Here is an 18647-nt window from a genome sequence, read left to right on the forward strand (position 1 = left end):
ATCATTATCCCTCCGCACGTTTTTCCATAGGTTTACACTCTGTGATGTTCATATTCTTGTTTGTACTGTTGCCTCGGCTTACAACCTTTATATAGCGCGCATTTACAGGCTCAAATTCAAACAGCGAATATTTCGTGTCCTCAGTCTGCTCCGACTCCGCATTTAAAACTGTTCGGTAGTTTACACCGTCGGGCGACGCCATAATGTCAAGATAGTAATTTCTTGAATTTGCATTCCAGAACGACATCATAACCGCTGAAATTTCTTTGCTTTTGCCAAGGTCAAACACCGCATAGTCGCCAGGTTCAAACGACGTCCAGCGCGTTGACATATCATTGTCAATCATATTATCCTTGCCGTTCTGCACCTGCGGTTCGGCGCTCGCCTCAACGCTCACCACATTAACGGGGTTATATTTTGCAATGTCTGCATTTTGCATAACATAGCTTAATGCGTAATAGATAAACTCCGATTTGTCACTGTTATAAACCTTAACAACCGCCTTTTCGTCCGATGATTGGTCGATTTCATAACTCATTTCGGGATTTGAGAGCGAAACCGAAATTTCGGGAATTTTGCCGTATACGTCTACATTGTCCGAAACCTCTTTACCGTCCGCAAAGAAGCTTACTTTAAGGTCTTTCGACCAGTTGACGCTTTTTTTCTGCACAGGCAATACCCATTCATCTATCGCCGTTTTATAAAATTCGTCCATAGATATACCCTCGCCAGACGGAGCGATTTTAACGGTAAAATTTACTTTTCCGTTTCCTTTAAAATGCGCCACAACTTTTTTGTAGTCAAGGTTTTTGTTCTGTTCGGGCACTGACGGCGATGATGCAAGCGGTACCGCGTCGGTCACGCTTACGTCCAAGCTTTCCGCATCGGTGTCAAACGTCATAAACATAGACTTTCCGTTCTTTGTCAAAAATACCTTGTTTCCGTCTGCCGATGCGCTCGCCTTTGTGTGCATAAACCAATACATTTCGCTTTCTTTGGGAAGGTCGATTTCGTATTTCACCGTTACACTGCGCATATTGTCGTCAACATAATATCCGACTTTTACGCTGTTTGCCTCCTCATAAAGCTTTGAAAGGTCTGCGGTTACAAATCCGCCGTAATCGTTTGCGTCATATTTTTCTATTTTTGTATATTCGCCTTTTGTCTGTCCGCCGTCCGCCGAAGGATTTATAACCAAAACGTTATGTCCCTCTGCGCGCATACGGTACAAATCCCACCATTTATATCCGAGAACCTGCTGGAGGTTGTAGTCATCTCTGCCAATATCCTCCGCCCAGCGCTCGCCGAGCATATCGAGAACAAACGTTCCCGTGTCAAGATGCGCGTGGTAGCCTGACGATTTTCCGAAATGCGTTGAGAAATAAAGCGTATCGGATTTCGGATTCGGGTTTTCTCTTATGGTTAGAATTTCATCGCCCGGCGCATATGCGATGTGACTGCCCTCTGTTTCGGTGTCAAACGGCGTATATGCGATAACGTCCATTGCTCTTACCGAAGTTGTTCCGCTCAAAATATCGTCAACCCTGACGCTCTGCAAAAGCGGATTGTTACAAATTCTCGATATAACGTTATATGCCTCGTACGAAATTTTTCCCGTCGCGTCCATATCGCCCACGGGGTTTGCACCGCCCGGTCCTATAACCGCCATAACGGCATACTGCATATTGTCAAAGCCCTTGGCGGTGTCAAGACCGTAATAGCTTCCGCACATTTCTTTCATTGCAAGCATTGCCGACGCCATATAAACAAAGGCGTAATCCCAGTAGCCCACACCCTCGGGCCAGCCTCCTCCCGGCGCTACAAGCGCAAGAGGATATTCATATGCGCGTATGCACTTTTCCATAATGTCAAAGCAATAGTCGGGGTCGTATTCCGCAAGCGCCGCCGCCTCGAAAAACGGTCCTGTCGAGCTTACGGCGCACATATTTGAAATCCATTTAAAGTTTGCGTCGTCCGCAATTCCCGCTCTGCCCGAAAGACGTCCGTAATATCCCTTTGCAAAGGGCTTTAACGAATGGTTCATCATTCTTTCGGAAAGATAATCTCTCTGCTCCGGTGTAAGTCCGTTGTAAAGCCAGTCAAAGCCTATACCAAGCGTAACCGCCCAGTCGGACGCAAAAAGCATACCCGATTCGTCATAGTCGGGGAATTTTGTAATTGCATAAAGCTCGTCATATCCGCGCTTTAAGTATTTTTCGTCACCCGTATAATTATAGGCAAAGCCGAGCGCCATAATAATACTTCTGTCGGTGGTCATTCTCGTTTTGTCACCGTATCGGTATGTAGCAACCTCCTTTGTCAAAAGATAGTCGGCATATTCGATATACTTTTCTATAACCTGCCTATACTTTTCGTCCTTTTCGGCAAGCGCTTTAATTTCTTTAATCTTGCTGTCGTTTATCATAATGCGCGGGTGAACGTCAAGACTGCCGATTGTTTTAATCATATCGTCTTTAAGCGTCTGCGCGCTCGGACGTTCGTAATTCAAAAACCAACTTATAAAGTCAAGGTCGTTTAAAATCGTGTATTTTGTCAAAACGCGCTCGGACGGATACAGCCAATCCTCCGCGCCTTTAAAGCTAACCTGTTTGTCGCTGATTATGATAACTCCCGTCTGCTCGTGATAAAAGCTTTCCTTTCCGAGCATATCTTTTGCAAAGCTCATAACGGGAATATATACCTCGCCGTCCTTTGAAACCGAAGTATAATTTTCAAGTTCCTTTTCGCCGTTGTATATTTTTCCGTCTTTATTCTCCAAACCGAACGCACGGCACAAAGAGTTTATTCCTATGTAAAAATCACCGTTTTCAAAATACGGCTCAACGTCCATTTTTGTTTTTTCGCCGTTTGCGTACATAAGAGAATTGTTTATGTTGAACGCAGCCTTATCGCTCAAAAATGCCCTCTCCTGCGACTCGTCCGAATATATGCTCGTAGGTGTGTCAACTCCGTTTTCGAACGGTTTTACAAGTCCCGTGACGGTAAAATTGTCTATATCCATTTTTCCCTTGTCCGAGCCTTGCGCAAGCTGAATACGCACCCTTGAGAGCGTTTCAAACTCGTCGGAAAGCGCAAGCGTTTTTACAAGTTTTCCGTCGATATAAACATCTGCGGTTTTCTTTTCAAGATTAAGCGCAACCTTAAGGTTAAACCACTTGCCCTTTTCAATAAGATTTGCCATAACGGTTGCGTCCAGAAACTTTATCGCACCGCCGTTCTGCACAATGGCTATCGACTGCGCAAGGTTTGCAAACGGCGACGCCATATCTATAATCATAGGCATATAAATCGTATTTGACCATTCGTCAATTTTAAAGTCGCCGTCAATAAGAAAATAGCTGTATTTTCTCGGACTGAGTTTTTCGTCGTTCTGCCTGAATGACGAAAATTTTGTGATTTTAACGTTAAACATAATCTGATTTGTATTTTTCTTTTCAATATGAATATAATTATTCTTCCTGTTCGGATTATACAAATCAAGACGTCCGCACTCAACTATGTTGCCGTTGTCGGTATATTCCGCATTCGCGTAAGTGCCTTTGCTGTAATCGGCATTTGTACTGTCAAAGAATGTGCGGTCACCCACGTCGTTATTGACATACACACCGTCGTACTTTTCCGGGTTGTATTCCTTTTTCGGAAAATTCTTTTTCGGTGCAGACGCAAAATATATGCGGAAATTATCCACCGTCAGTTCTTCTTTATATGATTTTTGCGCAAACACTACGTCGCCGTAGGTTATTTCGCCGGGCAGACGGCTATTTTGCAAAATCATATCACCGTTATAGTAAACGTCGTAGTATCCGCTTGTATGTACTGAAAATGCGAGCTTCACATTTTTATCTGCACCGATTGAAAACAGTTTTGAGCCGTAATAATTTTTTACTGTTCCCTTTTCTATCGAAATAAGCGGTAAAACATTTTTATCGTTCGGCGAAATACCGAATTCAACAAAAGTTGACGCGCTTAAATCTTTTATTTCAATCTCCGCAACATAGTCTTTTACAAAGTCGATTTTTCGCTCTTTCAAAAACTTCACGCTGTCGGACGGGAGCATACAAAGCGCTTTGTCATTTGTTGATATATCAACGATTTTACCGAGTCCGCCCCTTATAACAACCTGGTCGCCCGTGGGATAATCCTCGTATGTTTCATTTAAAATGATATCGCTTTCCGAAACCGCGTCACTTCTGCTTTGCAGAACCGAAAAACTTCCGCTTGCAAAAACAGTTGAATTTGCAAGAATTGATACCGCGGCAATAAAGGCAGTAAATCTTAATTTATTTGTCATAGCACTCTAACCTCCCTTATTCGTAGATAAACACATCGTAGCCGATATCGCTTGCGGTTCGTATTACCGCAAAATCAGCCGCCGCGCCCATACCTTTTGATGTATGAATACCGCCGATATCAGTCGGGGTAATCGTGTTGTCCTTTTTGCAGTAACGTAAGATTTTCACGCTCGTCGACAAAGGTATAATATTTGCCTCGGACGGGAGTGTATCGGTCGAATTTATGGGAGTATCCGAAACAATAAGCGTATTTACGCCCGTTGAATAAACATAACCGAAAATATACGAAAATCCCGTTGCGAAAACATTCTTCTGTCCGCTGCTTTTTGCGTCTATTATAATTTCACTGCCCGATGCGTCAACGTCGGGTGTGAGCATTTCTATAACATTGTCCTTGCCGAGTCTTACACGCATAACATCGCCTTTTGAAACGGTTTTTCCGCTGCTTTTTTCAAGGCTGATACCGTCGTCAACGTCGTAACACACAAGCGCTCCGCTCCTCCAGCAATAGAGCTTTTTAATCATATCGCCGTCAGCATTGAGTCCGTTTGTCACTCTGTCAACCATAACGCTGGCGTGCTGCGAACCCCATTTTGTTTTAACGTCCTCTGTTCTGAACACAACCGCGCCTGCCGTTCCGTCGTCGGCAATGTCATAAATCTCGGCGGTGTATTTTGTATTGTTTATCAAATCGCCTTTGAAGATAACACACAAATCTTCTTCGTTACCGCTGTAGGTTTTCGGTGCATAAAACATTGCCGCACCCGAAACGTTTGCCTTGGGAACAAGCACCTCGGGCGAAGAACGGTAGTAAAGCGTGTCGGAATAGACATATTTTACAAGCGTATCGTTTTCGTTTCGCGATATACCGTCCGCATAGGATACGGGAGTATCAATATACTTAATATTTCCCGCACTGTCCGTTTTGTATTTTATAAGAGAATACGGATATCCTGTTTCGTTAAGCTTCTCTTTAAGCTTGCCTTTTTTAGTTTTTACATTGTCAAGATATACATCGTCCGCAATGTCAAATGAAACAAAATCTCCGCTTGCCGTTAAAATTCTGGCATATACCGCGTCTTTTGACTTTCCGTCGTCAAAATCGGCATAAACAAGATAGCCGTATTTATATCCTTTCGGCGAATCTTTTAACATCACAATTTTTCCGTCAACTCCCACAGCAAATGTTGCGGTGTTTCCCAGCGAAACTTTTTTGCCTATGATATCCTCAAAGTTTTTTACAGTGCTGTATTCCGTGCCGTTTACAACAATCTTTTTGTCGCCCGGTGCATATTCTTCAACAACACCGCTTATCTCATCGGTGCAGATTATAAGCGTTACAAGCTCTTTATCGTCCGATATTTTAAATGCAGTAATGTCGCCCTCTTTTAAAACGGACGCATCAGCAAAATTTCCGTCCGCGTCAAAGCAGAAAAATTTTCCCTCGGGCAATATGTCAACCTTGCCGTATCCTTCAAGACCTATAACACCGCTTGAATAATCGGCGCTTGCAACCTTATAGTATTTGTAATTGTTCACAAACATAACGTCATATCTGCCGTTTGCGTTGTTGTCAACAAGCCTGATTTCGCAAAAATCGCCGTCGAATGCGTCTGCCGGCAAAAGGTTCACGCGTCTGCCGTTGTATATGTAAACAACCGTCTGTTCGAGCGTCGCTCTTTTTTCTTTGCCGTCCGCCTCATATTTAAAAACATTTCCCGAAATCTCGTCAAAATCCTCGGCATCAACCGTAAATTCCGTGTTATTATACGGCAAAACGGCAATAATCTTGTTTCGTCCGCCGTTGCTGTCCTTGTAGTATGCCTTAACATTAAGACCGAGAAAATCCTCGCTCATAAGGTCACTGTCGTACACCGTTCCGTTTACCGCGATTATGTTATCCTCACGGATTGAACCGTTCAAAACAAGCGAACTGTACGACGTTTCGGTAACAACGCCCTCAACCTCATAAACATCAAAAAACTTTTCAAGGTTTGTTTCTTTATTTCTTTTGTAGTTGTATTTTACCTTGTTTTCGTCGGTGATTTTTAAGGTGTCCTGCTCTATCGCTTTTCCGAAAAGATAGTTATACACAAGAGTTTTAACGTTTTCGGTTGTAAGTGTTCCGTCCTCGCGCGCATTGACGCCGTTTAACAATCCGTTGCCCGACGCGTATTTTAAAAATCCGCCGGGATAACCGCCGTTTTGCTCTGCAATTTTGTCATAACCGAACGCACAGGACAAAATTTTTACCGCCTCGGGCAAGGTTATGATGTTCTCGGCAAAGAATTTTTTGCCGTCCGAAACAAACCCATATGCCGCCGCGGTGTTTATGTACGGCGAATATACGTCGCCGTCCGACACGTCTTCAAACGAAATATACTTGTCGTTTATAATTTCGCACTCCATCATTTTTACGGTATCGCACACAAACTTTCCTCTTGTGACACCTGCACCGTCCTCGCCGTCAAAAATACCGTCCTCCAAAAAACTGCTTAAAAATTCCGACTTTTCAAGATAGTCATAATCGGTTGAGGCGATTGCCGAAAGTGTACCGAAACAAATTGCCAGCACCGTTAAAACCGAAATTATTTTCTTTATCATTCGCCTCTCACCTCCGTTTGCAGATAATTAAAACTTCTGTCAAATATTGCCGCCGCCTCGGCTCTTGTAAGATTGCCTTTAGGCGAGAACAAACCGTCATTACCGCCGAAAATACCCATTTTGCTCAAAAATTCCACCTTGTCTTTTGCGTAATCCGCAATGTCGGCATAATCGCTGTAATTTACTTCTTTGTCCGAATTTTCACTGATTTTTTTAAGCTCGAATGCTCGGCAGAGTATCACCGCCGCGTCCTCGCGCGATATTGCATTGTCGGGCATAAACATATCGCCGTTTCCCATAACAAGCCCAATCACCGACGCGGACGAAATGTAATTTCTGCACCAGTGCGTTTCGGGAACGTCCGAAAATTCTGCCGTTCCGTTTGTGTTTTCACCGAGAATACACATCATAATTTTCACAAACTCCGCACGCGTAACGTTGTTTTCGGGACGGAACGTGCCATCGTCATAACCCAAAATTATATTCTTTTCCGCGAGCGAATTTATGCTGTCTTTCGCCCAGTGCGACAAAACATCTTTAAATCTATCGTTTTCCACACTCGGAATAGGTTTGGACGGCGCAACGCTGATACCGCCTCTTCCGCCTCCCGACGACGAACCGCCTCCCGACGAACCGCCTTTTTTGCCGTCATCGGGCATTTCGCCCAAAACCTGTGTCACGCACCTGTCAAACGACTTGTTTATGTCGCTCAAGCCGTAGCAGTTTGTGCGCTCGGCAAACATTTTTTCAAAAACTTTTTCCTCATAATATTCATTGTTAATTTTTGCATAATCACCGCCCGATAAAGCCAACGGATTTATGCTTACAAACACAGCTTTAAGGTCGGGCGCGGTTTTTGCGTTTGCATATTCACATACCGAAAGCGCATTGTTAAATGCCTCGCCGAAGCTTTTAACCTCCGTACCGTGGGCAAAAATTCTTTGCAGAGCCGTCTTTTGAACGTCGGTGAGATTTGTATATTTTGTAATATAATCGTCATCGAGATACGACGAATATTCCGACAAAAATTCGGCAAATGTAAGCTTATTCTGCTTTACATATCCAAGTCCCTCACTAATCATATACGCGCTTTTAAACGTATCCGAATTATAAAGCGTTTCGGGGCGCATATCAAATATAATTTCGCCCATATATGCAAAATCTTTGTCTGCGTTTCCGTCGTCAAAACCGAATTCGTTTTTGTTGTTTTTTATGTAATTTTCAACCTCATTTGCCGATTTTGCCGTGTTGATTTTATTTTCCACAAAATCAACCAGCCTATCGGCATTTGTGGTGATAAGATATCCCGTTTCGCGTGCAAAATCGGTGCTTAACGTGTATACAAAACGTCTGTTTGAATATTTATCCGCAAGCTTTGCCGAATAATTAACATTTCCGTTTTCGTCACTTAAAATGTTAAGATAAAGCATATCCGCGTCGGAATAAATCTCCTGCGCGAAAAAGTTTATATTCTTCTTTTTGCCATCGGGAAGCTTGCCGTTTATGCCAAGCTCCTGCGTGTCCGCGTTGTACGAAACGGTCAGTCCCGAGGACGGATATGTTTTGTTTAAATCCGCCTTGTCAAGCAGACTGAAATATTTATATACACCGTCATTAGATGTGCAAAATGCAGTGTAGCCCGTTTTAACAGGCTCGCCGTCCGCAAGCAAGGTTTCAAACGTATCGTCGGTGTATATTTTCACCGTGCCGTTTTTAATTTTTATGCTGTTCGCAGTGTCACCGCCGTTAAACAAAACAACATCATACACCGCATTGCTTAATTCTGGAATGTTCACACTTTCGGGCGCGCTTTCGCAAAGATAAACCGAAAGATTGTCGAAATAAACATTTCCCGTATGTTTAAAGCAAACATCGCCGTCGGATACCGAAATTTCAGCCGATACACCGTCCGCAATTTTTCTGCCGTTAAGGTATACGGTCAAAAGGTTGTTTTCCGTATCATAAACGCACAAAATACTGTTCCATTCACCGTATGCAAAACCGTCGGTAATTTTCGCAGTATCGCCTATACTTATTTCCTCCAAAATCTCCTCGGGCGCAAAATCAACGCTTGCGATGAAATATTTCATACCGCTCTCAATGCCCGAAAAATGTGCTTTTGTTTCGGTCAAAATGCCAAGCGCGTCGGCATAAGACGAAATATTGTCCGCGTCAAAACCGAGAACACCGCCCGTTTTCGAAACGCCCGAAAAGCTTTCGCCGGTTTTGTCGGCGATTAAATTTACCCAGCTTGTGTTTATGTTGTAAACGCGCTTGCGCTTTTCGGCTGAACTTACAACCACAAGCGACTGACCGTTTTCAAGAATATCAGCGCTATCCGACGCGTCCTCTTTTTTAAGCTTGCCGGCGGGCATAACCAAAGCGGTTATGCCGTCGTCGGTACTGTTTATTCTTTCGAGAAGCTCCGAAACCGTAAACGGCAGACCTTTTGTGTAAAGCTCACAGCCATCTATGGTGAAACTGTCCTCTTCGCGCTCGTCTTTTACATATGAAGTGTCGGGCACGTCATTTGTTGCATATGTGTCTATCTGACCCCAAAAAAGCGTTCCTCCGCCCTCAATGCAGTCAAATATAAGCCTGATGTCAACATCGCCCGAACCGTTATCAACAAAATAGGAAGATGAAGAATCTGCCAAATTGCCGTTTACATATGCGTCAACGCTATAATATGCGCGTGCGCTTGTGCTTGTGTTTTCGTTATATTCGCATACAAATCTTATATCGTTCCAGTGCCCCGCCGTCCAGCCCGACTGCGCGTCAAGCTTTTTGGAAACAACGCCGTTTGAGCTTCTGCCGAGATACAGCGCGGTGATATTTTCGTCGGGTTTAACCTGCGCCTCAACAATAAGATATTTGTAGTCCTGCGCAAGCTTTCGTCCGCCGTCTGTAGTGCCGACAGAAAACCTTTTACTTGTAAAAACCGAAACATAGTCTGTTTTCTTTGTTGTTACTTTCATTGCGAGCGGTGCGGAGGTTGTAACCTGGTTATACGAATACACACCGATATAAACCTTATGCTCGTCTGCCGCATAAACTGTAGGAAACAAAGAAAGGCACAATGCGAATGTGATTATATAAGCAATGAATTTTTTTATGTTTTGCAAATTCATCTCTCCCTTATCATAGATTTGTGTTACTCTGCTGTTGAAGCACTGCTTACAGGTTTAAGAATTTGTGTGCTGCAGAGCGGTGCAAAACTCGTGTTGTTCCACAAAAATGTTTTAACAGTTGACATATTTTCAGCTTTTGTAAAATCAATACTTGCAAATGCTCCTGCCGTAACATCCTGTGCCTGTGCGCTTAAAAGAGCGCAGTCCGCGTCATACTGCGCAAGATATACTTTCCCGCCGTCTTTTGCATATGCGGTTACTTTTAAGGTTTTTGTATCGTCAATGTTTGTGTATCCGTCACTGTAATTCTGTTTTACGCTGCTGATTGCGTCACCGCTTAAAACAACCACAGGTTTGTCAAGATTTATTGTGTATTGTGTTTTGATACCTGTTTCAGTATTCTTAACAATCAAACTGTCGCCGTCTTTTATTTCAACTGTATCAACAGCAAGATCAGCTTGAGCAAACTTACCTTCCGGCATAACCTTTGCCGCGCCGTGAGTTATTGAATCACACAAATCTTTAACAGTTGAAACACCTTTTTTTACATATATATTTCCGCCGTCCATTGCATAGCTTTCGCCAATGACCTTTTCCGCGGATGCAAAACCGGGGCTGTCGTTAGTTGCATAAGTTTTTATTGTTCCCAAATACGCTACCGGCGCAACGTTTGAATTATCACTGTCTACAACAAATCTCATATCCATATTGTTAGAGTCGTTGTTCACAAAATACATTGTACCTTGTTTTGCGAGTTTTCCGTTTATGTAAACTGAAATATAATAATTTGCCTGTGCACTGTCATTTGTACTCTGATATGTCATAACATATTTTAAGTTATTCCATTCCTTTTCGTTCCAACCCATATCAGACGTAATCTTTAGATTAGAATTGTTTATATTACAACTTGATCTGCTGATGTAAATATACTTTACATTTTCATATGGCAATACACTTATTTCGGAAACTATATACTTATAATCTTTTTCTGTTTTTGCACCTGATTTAGCACCGTTGATAGAAATTGCTTTTGAAGTTGTATAAATTGTTGAATATCTCTTTGCACCCGAGGTATTACCTTTAATTTCCCACAAACCCGTATCAACATCGCCCGTTAATTTTCCGGTAGCATTTGTATACATATTATAATCCGCCGCAAAAACGGTAGAACCTACGCACAAAACAGCTATCATAACAAACGAAATCAACTTAATAAACTTTTTCATAATTTTCAAACTCCTTTAAAATATAATAACAAGATGTCTGAACAAAACTGATTACTGCCGTTTAAACTCACTCATTTCAGAGTACGGCATAAGATTATCGCTCCACAGCATTATTTTGGTTGTATCTCCTCCTTTTTTAACTGTAAAACAGTTTATTTTTCCTTGCTCCGTCTTTTGAATTTCTGCGTTCGTCATTCCGTTTTCACCATAGTCCGCTATATAAACCGCCGACTCATTTTCGCCATAAACAATGACGCACGCATTTTCATCTGTTTCATCAAGCCGTATAAGTTTGTCCTTATAAAGCTTTTTTATAATAAAACGTTTAAATCCATCGTTTTCACAAAGCGCGTAATCTCCCTCAAATACGCACTCGTCCGCGCCTTTGGTGTTTCCGAACCCGTCGGTCACGGTATAGGCACCGTCAAATATGCTTTCAAGTTCCGACACCTTTACATCTTCGGGCGCGTACAGTGTTAAATCCGAAAAATTTAATGCCGTTTTATCTGAAATTTTAAATCCATTTCCGTTTGACGTTTCGTTCAGAAACCAAAACATCTGCGCGTTTTTCAAATATCCGCTCGTCCCGGCTTTTCCGAACATCATAAGCCTTATTTTTGAATAGCTTTTGTCAATTCCGAGTTTATCGAAATATTTATCGGAAATAAGAACACCGTTAACATAAAACTCGACCGTGTGAGTGCGCTTGTTAAACGCAAGCCGAACGTCATTCCATTTGTTAAGGCTGACTTTTCCGTTTAAAACATACGCTCTGTCCGATATTTCCGCGCCAAGCTCCGACATAAACTGCAAGCCCGAAATGTTTTTGCTGTATACTTTCATTTTAAGCTCAATTCCATCGAAAAACTCTGCAAACGGAATTTCAAAATAATATTCGGCATTTGAATAATTATTTTTGTTTTCCAGCCTCAACGAGCTTGGAACGCCGTTGTTTTCCGCTATATCATACGACGCATTTTTGATGTTTTCAAATATTTTTTCATCTGTCAAATCCAGCGCTTTATTCAAAAACAAACCGTCGTCACGCATAAATTTTACGTCAAACGTGTAAACTCCGTTTTCGTTTTCAACAACCGCTATATTGCCGCCGCAAAGCAAATCACCACTGCTTTTAAGGCTTGCAAACGTGCCGTCCTCATATATCTTTACCGAGGAATTTTCAAATGTGACGTCGCCTGTCTTTGTGCCGTTTTCAACGTATATACCGCTCAAAAACATTTTGCCGCCGTTTTTGATAACGGGATATATATTTCCGTACGGATTTTGCTCCGACGAAAAGTATTTGTATCGGCTTATATACATTTGCAGAAGTTCCGCTTTATTTACGCCGTTGAACGCAACACGCAGGTTTGCAAAATCAACCGCATTTTTGCACGGCACTCTGTCGAGCATTTTAACGCCGTTGACATAAAATGTTGCATAGCCGTATCCGCAGTATTCATCGCCCTGCTCATAAATTGCGCGCAGACTGTTAAGTCTGTTTTCGCGCCAGCCGTCTTTAAGCTTTTCCGACACATTCGACGCTCCTTTTGTCTGGAGCGTTATCGACTCAAGACCGCCGAGCGGAACAAAGTATAAATCGGCAAAAATATATTTTTTCGACGTATGCTTTGTGACGTCACAGGTTATATAAAGCTTATTTCCTCTGTCTTTGTCCTGACCGTGAGCAAGCTGGCACTCGACATCGGTTCCGCAGATGTTTTGATGAAACACCGCGTCCGAGAATGTTGTGCCGAGTTTTCCCTCTTTAATAAGCGCTATGCCGTCTGCGCCGAGCGCGGTTGAAAACACCGAAAGTGCAATGAGAAAAATCAACACCGAAAGTTTTTTACGCATATCTTATCCCTTCACCGCGCCGAGCATAATGCCTTTTTCAAAATACTTCTGAATAAACGGATATACGCACAAAATCGGGATTGTCGCAACCATAATTATTGCATACTGCACCGTTTCGGCAATTCGCTCTCCGCGTGTGCTGTTCAAATCGTCCGCAACCTCGTTTCCTGAGTTTTCGAGAAGTATTTGCCTTAAAACAAGCTGGAGCGGAAATTTCTTCGGCGTCTGAAGATATATCTGAGCGTTAAACCAGTCGTTCCAGTGAGCAACCGCGTAATAAAGCGTTATAACCGCAAGGCTTGCTTTTGCAAGCGGAATAACAATCTGAAAAAGCGTTCTCCACGGACCTGCGCCGTCAAGCTCCGCCGATTCTATAAGGCTTTCGGGGATTGTTGCAAATCCCGCTTTCAGCACAATGAGGTTGTATGCGGAAATTGCCGTCGGAATTATAACCGCGAAAATTTTGTCATACAGACCCAAGTTGTTTACAAGAAGGAAACTCGGAACAAGTCCGCCGTTGAAATACATTGTAAACACTATCATCGGCATAAGAATTTTGTTAAGCACCATTTTGCGTGTGAGAAAATATGCCGCCATTGATGTGAGAAGCATATTTACCGCTGTGCCGACAACCACAATAAATATTGTGTTGAGGTATCCTGTGCCGATATTCGGGTTTGTTAAAACCGTTTTATATGCCGCAAGCGAAAAGCCGAGCGGTTTCCACACAAATCCCACATTTCCCATAACTTTATCCGACTCGCTTATTGAAATCAAAAAGCAGTAGATAATCGGATAAAGTGACAGAATTGCCACAAGTGCGAGCAAAACGGCGTTTATTACAACAAATATTTTTCTTGATACTGTATCTTTTTCCAATTTGCCCACCTCCTAAAACAATCCGTCCTGGCCAAGCTTTTTGGTAAGCCTGTTTGCGGACAAAAGCAATATAACATTTAAAATTGAGTTGAAAAGGTTGATTGCGGTACTGTAACTCCAGCTGAATTCCTGCAAACCTTTTCGGTATACGTAACTTGAAATTACATCAGCCGTTGAGTATATGTTCGGGTTATACAAAAGGATAACTTTCTGATAACCGACCGTCAAAAGCTGACCTACTTTCATAATGAAAAGTATCGAAATTGTCATTGCAATGCCGGGCAGTGTGACGTGCCAAACGCGTCTTAATCTGTTTGCGCCGTCGATTGACGCCGCCTCGTAGAGCTGACCGTCAATTCCGCTCATTGCCGCGATAAATATTATTGAGTTCCAGCCGAGATGCTGCCACGTTGCGGATAATACGTGTATTGCCGGATAATATTTTGCAGCCGACAAAAGCGATGTTTTTTCCATTCCGAAAAGCGAAAGAAACCAAGTGATTATTCCCGTGTCGCTTGTAAACTGCTTAATCATACCGCAAACAACAACAAGCGAAATAAAATGCGGAATATACGAAAGCGACTGAACTGTTCTTTTGAACGCTTTTCCGTTTACTTCGTTAAGCATAAGTGCTAAGATTATGCTCAGCGGGAAGTTTAACACGAGGTCGGATATGCTTAAGCGCAGTGTGTTTTTGATAAGGCGCCAAAAGTATATATCTTTAAAAAAGTTTTTAAAATGAGTAAATCCGACCCACGGACTGCCCAAAAATCCTTTTATCGGCATATAGTTTTTGAATGCTATAATCGCACCGTACATAGGATAATAGCAAAAAATCAAAAAGTATGCAACGACCGGGATAACCATAAGATACATTGAAGGTTTTTTTCGTATATCTTCCGCAAGGAGCGAAAAATAACCTTTCTCTCTGTATTTTCCGATGTCTGTATTTTTACTGAAAGGTTTCATCAAAATCCCCCTAACTATCTCTTTGTATATCGGTCATATGCCGACTGGTACGCATCAAGAATGTCCTGTGCGCCGTTTCCTTTCATATTTTCAATATATTTGTCAAAATTTGAAAGCGGTTCTTCGCCCGATATAAATTTATAAAGCATTTCTTCCTGATAGGTTTTAACGGTATTAACCTTTTCGCTGATAACCGCCTGCTCCGACGCGTCGAAGAACAAAGGCGGAAGCTCGTGACCATCTCCGTCGTAATCCGACCAGATTTTGAGCGCGGCTCTCTGCTGAGGATACTGCGCATACTGTTCGAGATAGCGGTAGTCTTTTATGAACGGACCCGATGTTGTTGCCGAACGGGTGTATCTGTCGAGCATAGATTTAACTGTTGCGCCGTCGGGATTTTTCATAACAAGGTCGGTATATGTGGGATAGCCGTCAATAATGTTGTACGACTCGCCCTCAATACCGAAAGCATATGTATATGCACCTTTTTGCGTGTAACCGTAGTTGAGCCATTTTGCCGCAAGTTCAACATCTTTGCACGCGGTTGTAATTGCCGCGCCCATCTGGGTTGACGATTGAGCATTTTTCTTTGCAACATTGCACTTTTCGCCTTTGTTCATTACAGGATAAGGCGCCGCAACAACGTCAAACTTCTTGTCGTCGTGTTCCATATTGAGATAGGTTCCCATTGTTGAACCCTGCGAGCCGAACTGCGCGCCCGACTTTCCGCTTAAAAAGTTGCTCGACGCTGTCTGTCCGTCAAGTGTGCTGAAGTTTTTATCCAAAAGTCCTTCATCGCGCCATTTAACCATAAGCTCAAGAAAATCTTTGTAGTTTTGCTCAAAATATCCGTTTTTAACCTTGCCGTTGTCAACATAATAGTTGAGCTTTATTCCGTATGCGCCCGTAAAGTTTCCGTCCTGGAAGGTCTGGAGAATAGGCGTGAGCGGAGCAGATGCACCTTTCTTTTCCTTAAACGCCGTAAGAACGGTGTACCACTCGTCAATCGTTTCGGGAACGTCAAGCTTTAATTCGTCCAGCCAGTCTTTGCGGAGTATCATTCCGGCGGTAAGCACCGAATCGGAATTCCAAAGTCCGGGGAAGTAATAGAGCGAGCCGTCATCGGTCGAGTAATACTTTTTGGCATTGTATTTATCAAGCGCGGCTTTAAAATCGGGGCAGTATTCGTCAACAATTTCGTTAAGTTTATAAATATAACCGTCGTTTATCGCCTTATCCGCACCGCCTGCAAATGTGGGCCAGCGGTACATTATAATATCGGGAAGTTTGCCCGATGCAAGCATAAGGTTAAAGCTTTCGTCCGATGTGGGGTGCATATATTCAATATGAACGCCCGTCCGTTTTTCAAGCTCCTTGCCGAGAGGCAGGTCGTTTAAATTCTGCGCGTTTTCCATAGCGTTTTTCGGAAATTCGCACCAAACGGTGAGTGTTTTGCCGGTTTTTAACGGATATTCCGTTCCGAGGTTATGGGTAATCTCATAACCCTTGCCTACTTCACTGCTTTTGCAGCCCGCAAAAGATGCGAGAATAACAGAAACGCATAGAAGCAATACAACAATCTTTTTCATAGTCAATCTCCTTTTTATCATAAAAATTTTATAACTTTGACAGCCTTAATAATTTTAACGGCAGTTTTCCGCCGCGCGGATAACCATTCTTGTCGGGTGAAGTTCGTCATCGAGAGAAACCGGCATCTCGCCTGTTCCCAAAAGTGAGTCTATGTAACATTCAAAATATGTTTTCGGGTTTTCCGATGTATCAAGCTCACCCATATTTTTGTCACCGATAATAACTCTGCTCTTTCGTCCTGCGTCCATTATTTCGGCATATCCTTTTGTGCCGAAAATTCTCACACATTCGTTGCCGTACTTGCCTATTCCCTCAACGCTGTTCATATAATTTGCAACCGCCGACGCAACTGCGCCGTTTTCCATTTTCATCATATACGACACCGCCGTGTGCAGATTTCCGTATTGCGCACCGTTGCCGAGTTTTGTCTGAACGGCGTATATTTCTTTGATTTTAAGTCCCGTGATATGCTCGGTGAAACGCATATTGTGAATACCGACCTGACGGATAAGTCCGCCGTCGATATCCTCGTTTTGCGGACGGTGTGTTCCGAGCGGATACGATTTTTGCGAATATATTTGAACGATGTCGCCTATTTTATCGCTTAAAACAAATTTTCTCAAAGCGTAATACGGCTGTTTAAATGCCGTACCTGCCATTTCGTGAAACTGTTTTCCCGTCTTTTTCGACGTTTTAAGAATACGTTCCAAATCCTCCTCGCTCATAGCGCACGGCTTTTCCGCGTAAACGTGTTTTCCGGCAAGCATACATTTCACCGCGTCGTTTGCCTGCTCGCGCCTGTTGGGCGAACAAAGCGACACAAGCTCAATTCTTTCGTCTTTAAGCATTTCTTCAAGTGTATCGTAATACGTGACGTTTTCAAGTTTTTCGGAATTGGGACAGTGACACGACGCAACAATTTCTGCGTTTATATTCGGATTTGCCAAAACTTCGCGCGTTATCTGGTGACAGCCGTTGTCATAGTACACTCCGACTTTTATTTTCCGCATTTATATTCCTCCAGCGCTTTTTTTGTAAATTCTTCTATATTAACAAAGCTTTTCGTCCTTGCAGACTCATATGCTGCCTTGACAACTATAAGTCCTTCAACGCCTTTCCATACCGAAATCGGCGCTTTTTCGCCTTTTATTACCGCCTCGGTAAATTTAACGTGTTGTTCATACGGGTTGTCAATTCTGTAAAGATTTTTGCCGGCATCGGATACGGGATAACTTTTTTCGTCACCGCTTCCGTCGTAGTCGGCAATAATTCCCTTGTACGCGTTGTCACCCGACATATAAAACTTCCCTCCGCGGTAGATTACCGTGCCCTCGTTTCCGTAAACGCAAAAACTGTTTACCTTACTGCAGTACGAACTTTCAACACAGCCGACAACGCCGTTTTCAAATTTTATAATCGTCTGCGAAGAATCGTCGCCGCCGATATGCGGGCTCATAATGTTTTCGCAGTACGCGCCGATTTCGGAAATCTTGCTTCCGAGCACCCACGACAGAATGTCGTAATCGTGAACCCCGAGCTGAATAAGCGAACCGCCTCCGGTTTTTTCAACCGAACAGCGCCAGTTTTCCGCGCTGTTTGCCGATGCGCGTCTTACAAGAGATGTTCTTGCGTGCACTGACGAAATTTTTCCGATTGCACCGCTTTCGATTATGTTTTTAATCTCAATATATGCCGACGCGGAATGTCTGCTCATATACATTCCCACCGTTTTATCGGTCTTTTTCGACTCCTCGTAAATTTCAAACGCGTCGTCAAGCGTTGATGCTATCGGCTTTTGCAAAAGTACGTTTTTGCCTGCGCGCACCGCCTTTATAAACTGCTCTTTGTGCAGATGGTTGGGTGTGCTTATGTCCACAATATCAACGTCGGAATTTATTAAATCCTCATAGTTTGTCGAATAGCGCGATGCGCCAAGCATTTGTGCAACCTCGCGCGGATTGTCCGAGTCAAGCCCGACGACAAAATCAAGACGCGCACCTTTGATTTTTGTATAAATTTCGCGGTAGTTTTTCGCCATACCTCCGCACCCTATAAGACCTATTTTAAGCTCCTTCATA

The 18647-nt window shown here is 43.0% G+C and carries 10 protein-coding genes; all 10 read right to left on the reverse strand.

Annotated features, from left to right (window positions below):
• Nucleotides 1-4: 4 nt before the first annotated feature.
• The 10 genes from H8706_RS08540 to H8706_RS08585 are packed head-to-tail and all read right to left on the reverse strand — an operon-like array spanning nt 5 to nt 18646.
• Nucleotides 5-4312, reverse strand: a complete 4308-nt coding sequence (locus tag H8706_RS08540; RefSeq protein ID WP_262432278.1) for a discoidin domain-containing protein — start codon at nt 4310-4312, stop codon at nt 5-7.
• Between the two features lie 16 nt (nt 4313-4328).
• Entirely contained in the window at nt 4329-6917 is a 2589-nt protein-coding gene (locus H8706_RS08545; protein ID WP_262432279.1) for a hypothetical protein, read from the reverse strand.
• Nucleotides 6914-10042: an S-layer homology domain-containing protein gene (locus H8706_RS08550; protein WP_262432280.1), complete on the reverse strand. Its 3129-nt coding sequence runs from the start codon at nt 10040-10042 to the stop codon at nt 6914-6916. Before H8706_RS08550 ends, H8706_RS08545 begins: the two co-directional genes overlap by 4 nt.
• 29 nt (nt 10043-10071) lie before the next feature.
• Nucleotides 10072-11274, reverse strand: coding sequence for a hypothetical protein (locus H8706_RS08555; RefSeq protein WP_262432281.1), 1203 nt, complete (start codon nt 11272-11274; stop codon nt 10072-10074).
• Nucleotides 11275-11325: 51 nt separating this feature from the next.
• A complete protein-coding gene (locus H8706_RS08560) occupies nt 11326-13131 on the reverse strand; it encodes a hypothetical protein (RefSeq protein ID WP_262432282.1) in 1806 nt (601 codons plus the stop codon).
• A gap of 3 nt (nt 13132-13134) precedes the next feature.
• Nucleotides 13135-14010, reverse strand: coding sequence for a carbohydrate ABC transporter permease (locus H8706_RS08565; protein WP_394354549.1), 876 nt, complete (start codon nt 14008-14010; stop codon nt 13135-13137).
• Between the two features lie 12 nt (nt 14011-14022).
• Complete coding sequence (locus tag H8706_RS08570; protein WP_262432284.1) at nt 14023-14979, reverse strand: ABC transporter permease; 957 nt, start codon at nt 14977-14979, stop codon at nt 14023-14025.
• A 14-nt stretch (nt 14980-14993) separates the two neighbouring features.
• Nucleotides 14994-16568 (reverse strand): type 2 periplasmic-binding domain-containing protein, encoded by a 1575-nt coding sequence (locus H8706_RS08575; RefSeq protein ID WP_262432285.1) that lies wholly within the window; start codon nt 16566-16568, stop codon nt 14994-14996.
• 54 nt (nt 16569-16622) lie between these two features.
• Nucleotides 16623-17579, reverse strand: coding sequence for a Gfo/Idh/MocA family protein (locus H8706_RS08580; RefSeq protein ID WP_262432286.1), 957 nt, complete (start codon nt 17577-17579; stop codon nt 16623-16625).
• On the reverse strand, nt 17567-18646 hold the full coding sequence (locus H8706_RS08585) for a Gfo/Idh/MocA family protein (RefSeq protein WP_262432287.1): 1080 nt from the start codon (nt 18644-18646) through the stop codon (nt 17567-17569). Before H8706_RS08585 ends, H8706_RS08580 begins: the two co-directional genes overlap by 13 nt.
• Nucleotide 18647: the final 1 nt, after the last annotated feature.

The organism is Qingrenia yutianensis, assembly GCF_014385105.1.
Taxonomy (GTDB): domain Bacteria; phylum Bacillota; class Clostridia; order UMGS1810; family UMGS1810; genus Qingrenia; species Qingrenia yutianensis.